Raw genomic sequence first — 4,785 nt, 5'->3', positions numbered from 1 at the left:
CTTTTTGACAAGCTGCTGTTACGTAAACGCTCGATCATTGAGACCGTCAATGACCCATTGAAGAATAGTTCGCAAATCGAGCATTCCCGTCATCGCAGCCCGGTTAACTTCTTTGTTAATCTGATAGCCGGACTGGTGGCTTACACCTTTCGCGAGAAGAAACCCTCGCTTAATATCAGACTCCCTCAAGCTCTTCCAATCGTGATGTGATGATTCTTATGTCGAACTCACGTTACATTATGCAATGATTGACATCTTTCCTACTCGATCCAAAAGCACAAACATCTGTAGGGATTTTAGACTGTTGTCTTTTTTTGTCAGCCATTCTTCGCTGACGCCATGGCTGCGGTATTAATTCCAGAATGTGGTTGGTTTATACATCCCGCCCTCAATCATTTCTTCCATAAGGCAGCAACCAAAGTGTTTATGGAAGAGTACATCCTGCCTAGGGGCCTGTTCATTGATAAGATTTCTCTGTTGCCTTAAGCCTGAGCCCATTTTGGCTCAATGTCATTGAAGTCTGGAAAATAAGACAGCAAGTATTCAAGCGTATACCCGGCATTAGCAAAGGCGGTTTTGACACCCTGCCGTTTGTAGAACGTCGCGTTGTCCATGATAATCACGCAAGTGGGCAGGAACTTGGTTAAAAGGTCCTGTGTAACCCATTCATGGAAAATGTTGGTATTGATATTAGCTGTGAACAGGCCCACGCTTAGCCCGAATATTGCACGAAGGGAAGTGGCAATTCCCCATTAAATCTTTATAATTCAGTTACCTAAGCTGAATAGAGAAAAGGAATTGCCAGTGACAAAGTGTACCCAGGAATCATTCAATTTTCCAGAGGTAAAAAAGCGTACTGTTGAAGTGAATTTCCAGGGTGGCGATATTACTTCAGATGGTGGCGTCATGTTATTGCGCCAGGTGGATAAACGCATTGGGTTGAGTAAAGCGGTTGCTCAAGTACTGGAAGACAACCGTCGGCAGGCAAGTTGCAGGCATGATAGTTTGACGCTATTGCGCCAACGGGTTTATGCGTTGGCATGTGGCTATGAAGACCTGAATGATCATCAGCAATTACGCCATGATTTGGCGATTCAATCAGCGGTTGAACGCGAAGAGGTATTAGCGAGCAGCTCTACCTTATGCCGCTGGGAGAATCGGGCGAATCGGCAAACGGCCTGGCCTATTCATCAAGTAATGGTAGAGCGGTTTATGGCTTCATTTAAACAGCCACCCAAAGAACTGATGCTGGATTTTGATGCTACTGATGATGCGGTTCATGGCAAACAGGAAGGCCGCTTCTTTCATGGTTATTATGATCACTACTGCTTTTTACCGCTATATGTGTTCTGCCAGGATCAATTGCTGGTAAGCTACCTGCGGCCAGGCAATATTGATGGGGCAAAGCATGCGTGGGCTGTCCTGTCATTGCTGGTAAAGCGGTTCAGGCTAAGCTGGCCTGAAGTTCGTATCATTTTTCGCGGTGATAGTGGTTTCTGCCGTCGCAGAATGCTGGCATGGTGTGAGCGTCATGATGTGGGTTACATCGTCGGTATCGCCCAAAACAAGCGATTGAATGAGATCAGCGCGCAATGGCAGCAAGCGGCAGAGAAGCAGTATGTTGGATCAGGTGAGAAAGTACGACGATTTGACGAGTTTCAATATGCTGCAAAAAGCTGGGAGCGGACACGGCGCATCATTGTTAAAATCGAACATACTGAGAAAGGCAGTAATCCACGTTATCTCGTCACCAATCTGACCGGTAAACCGCAGCTTCTGTATGATAAGATTTATTGTTTACGCGGGGAAATGGAAAACCGCATCAAGGAACAACAGCTTGATTTATTTGCAGATCGAACCAGTTGCCACCAGTGGTGGTCAAATCAATTTCGTCTACTCCTGTCCTCGCTGGCTTACATCCTGCTGGAAACCATCCGGCGCCTTGCTCTGCAAGGCACTGAACTCGCTCAAGCCTATGTGAGCACATTGCGCCTTAAGCTGATCAAAATAGGTGCCGTTATGCTACGTAATACCCGCGTATTCGCTTTTTACTTGCAAGTAGCTGTCCCTACCAAAAACTGTTCTTCCAAACCGCAGCCAGACTTGCTTCTGGATAACTCATTCCCAGGATTATGAATCGCCGTTTACCGCATAAAATAGCAATGGGGTGGATGTGATACGCCTGTCAACAAAGAAAAACCTCTTTTTTGTCATAATTTCCAACAAAATCCTCTGAAAAACGCACTCCATCACAACAAATTTTGAATACAGATCTGATTTATCCAATTGTAAAATGAGTTTCTGGCAAATTCGCTTTTATTTTTGATACTCGTGCAATATTCGGTTAGGAGCATCTTTTTGATGCTGGGGCGATACATGGGGCGGGCCTCTTGCATGTCAATCTTTTATGCCATAGCAATATTCATCCCCAGGAGCATAGCCATGCGTGCGGGGCATGTCGTGCGCAAAACCGCTTTCATCAAGATAAACAATGACACGGCCTCGCGTTCATAGCCTTCAATTTTTTTCTGAAAGATAGGCCACTCTTCTTTGCTTGTCTTTGGGTGAAGGAGGCTTTTTATAAGTCACACCCAGACGCCTTAAAGCATAAATTTATTCATTGACATCAAGTGGTAAGATATGTAATAAATTCTTTATTTTCATTAGGTTGAGATATATTTTTTAACTTGCCGATAGCATAAATCTGCTGTAATCTTATGTAATCTTATTGTAACCTACGTCTTTAATCTTTGGGATAGTCAACATGGCAGTCGTGAAATGGGCTGTACGTCCATGGGATGATCGCAGAATTTTATATATTGATGAGTTATGTGATGTATCCAGCATGCTGCCAAACGAAGGCGATATCATCAGTCGGCCTTTTCTTGTTGATCCTGAAACACTTGAGCCGGTTCCTGTTCGTGTGATTGAGATTATTGACCATCCCAAAATGCATTCCCATGTGGTTGTCGTAGTAGCCCCAGCAGATGAATATCAGTAAGCTTGGATTTGTGCTTGCCGATTACAACCCGTGCTATATTATTTTTTTTACATTCAGCAGATAAACGCTCGCATTTGGCAATCTAACACATCTGATATGTTGCCTTGGTAATAACTGATGATTTCTTGATAAGCTAGCTGTGTGTCTGATTGTTTAACAGCATGGAGTTCAATTGGTAACGCCTGCGGCTACCACCAACCGCAATTGCTGCTAATCCCCATCCCTTCGTTCCGGTGCTTACATCAGCTCCACTCTTCACAGGGCACCTTGTGAGATACCCTGTTAGCCAGAATTTGGTTAGTATTTTATTTCCATTTTATTGTAATCATTGGATTATATGAATTTTAGAAGAATAGGGTCAGGCTAATGGAGGTTTTTAGCAGGCGGCAATTCAAACCAGAATGGCTCTCTCTTACCGATGACAATTTCTTCATTGAGTTGATATAGAAAATTAAGCGTAATAATTGAATAACCTGGTTCAAGTCCCTCAATCTCACCACATTCGTTTTCCAGAATATGGTGAACCACAAAAAGAGAGCCGTATTCAAGTATAAGAGTCGTATTATTTTCAATGACAGAGGGGGCAACAATTATCTTATCTTGATGATTTAATTGTTTAAGTACTGGAGCAATAACGTAGTTTGTATTCTTGTATAACAGATTATCGTAAGATTCAAAATTGACAAATAGTAAGCCAGAGTAATTTTTCTCATTGCAGAACTGGCTAAGGGTGGAGGAGTAATCACGATTTAGTTTAACTATGATATTGCGATGTGACTTTTTCATTATTAGCTCCTTATAAAGTTGTCGCAACAGTGCAGAATTTTTTCCAAGCAGTCCATGTTTAACAGCTAAATGGTACGCTTATACAGGAATAACCAAGCGTTCAACGCTACGCCTATAACAGATATTGCTTGTTTTGTTTGATATAAGAATGAGGCTTTAAGCCTCCAATCTAGTTGAGCCGCTTGATCCGATGGGATTAATTACACGTATTGTTTGTGCTGGTTATTCAAAGTAATTCTGATTGTTTAGTAATATTGGCTCGGTGGTTTAATCTTTTTGATTTCTTTTTGTGCAATTTGTTCTTCTTGTGGTTCTTATCCCGCTATGATGTGCGGCCTACTGAAACATAGAACAGGCTGGGAGCAATAAGAAGTGCTGTGAGTAAATAGCCATAATTTTAAAATGATGGGTTTTGCTAGGTTTGCTCGTTATCCACATTTTCCGTGGATAAAGCTGTGGATAACAGACTGATCTTGAGTAGGGGTAAAGCTTGATTTGGATTGCTTCAAAAATATGCTAAAGATTTTTGAAGTGGTACCCAAAAACTGTACAGGTTGTTAAGCTCTGGCAGAATTAAAAAGGAGCTTAATGACGATGAGTAAAAAGCGCATACAATATTCGAGTGAATTCAAAGCAAAACTAGCGCTGGCAGCGATACGCGGTGATGAAACTGTCCCCCAATTAGCCGCGCGTTATCATGTCCATCCCACGCAGATCAATAGCTGGAAACGGCAACTCATTGAGCAAGCTGCCGAGCTATTTTCTAAAAATAATACTGCCGCCAATAAGGAGCAACCTACAACAGATGACCTGCAGCGGGTTATTGGTCAATTGACGGTAGAACGCGATTTTTTAGTGAGAAAGCTCAATCATTAAGTCTTGTAGAACGCAAAGAGATGATTTAGCCCCATGGGAGTCTTAGTCAGGTTCGTCAATGCCAGTTGTTGAATCTGGCACGTTCGACCTATTACTCTCAACCGCAACCAATCAGTAATACT

General features: G+C 42.5%; 5 protein-coding genes and 1 pseudogene. 4 read left to right on the top strand and 2 right to left on the bottom strand.

The genetic code is table 11. The features are described 5' to 3' along the window. Positions 1 to 210: transposase (locus tag BM283_RS17225; protein ID WP_302848290.1), on the top strand; the 210-nt coding region annotated here is incomplete at its 5' end. Positions 211 to 482: 272 nt separating this feature from the next. Here BM283_RS17225 and BM283_RS17220 read toward each other — a convergent pair. After that, positions 483 to 710, bottom strand: coding sequence for a transposase (locus BM283_RS17220; protein ID WP_175492219.1), 228 nt, complete (start codon positions 708 to 710; stop codon positions 483 to 485). A gap of 94 nt (positions 711 to 804) precedes the next feature. Here BM283_RS17220 and BM283_RS17215 point away from each other — a divergent pair. Then, positions 805 to 2,117, top strand: a pseudogene (locus BM283_RS17215) (IS1380 family transposase). Between the two features lie 647 nt (positions 2,118 to 2,764). Then, entirely contained in the window at positions 2,765 to 3,001 is a 237-nt protein-coding gene (locus BM283_RS17210; RefSeq protein WP_090695323.1) for a hypothetical protein, read from the top strand. 363 nt (positions 3,002 to 3,364) lie between these two features. Here the strand turns inward: BM283_RS17210 and BM283_RS17205 are convergent, their stop codons facing one another. Next, positions 3,365 to 3,787 carry a hypothetical protein gene (locus tag BM283_RS17205; RefSeq protein ID WP_090695321.1) on the bottom strand — a complete coding sequence of 141 codons (423 nt, stop codon included), beginning with the start codon at positions 3,785 to 3,787 and terminating at the stop codon, positions 3,365 to 3,367. Between the two features lie 594 nt (positions 3,788 to 4,381). Between BM283_RS17205 and BM283_RS17200 the strand changes: the two genes are divergently transcribed. Then, positions 4,382 to 4,663, top strand: a complete 282-nt coding sequence (locus tag BM283_RS17200) for a transposase (RefSeq protein ID WP_175492218.1) — start codon at positions 4,382 to 4,384, stop codon at positions 4,661 to 4,663. Positions 4,664 to 4,785 lie beyond the last annotated feature (122 nt).

It is taken from the genome of Nitrosomonas sp. Nm34, assembly GCF_900113925.1.
Taxonomy (GTDB): Bacteria; Pseudomonadota; Gammaproteobacteria; order Burkholderiales; family Nitrosomonadaceae; genus Nitrosomonas.
This window is presented reverse-complemented; position numbering and strand designations above follow the sequence as displayed.

Bases quoted from the DNA above. Each gene is read 5' to 3' on its own strand.
- BM283_RS17200 (WP_175492218.1), top strand. From the start codon at position 4,382: ATGAGTAAAAAGCGCATACAATATTCGAGTGAATTCAAAGCAAAACTA.
- BM283_RS17210 (WP_090695323.1), top strand. From the start codon at position 2,765: ATGGCAGTCGTGAAATGGGCTGTACGTCCATGGGATGATCGCAGAATT.
- BM283_RS17205 (WP_090695321.1), bottom strand. From the start codon at position 3,787: ATGAAAAAGTCACATCGCAATATCATAGTTAAACTAAATCGTGATTAC.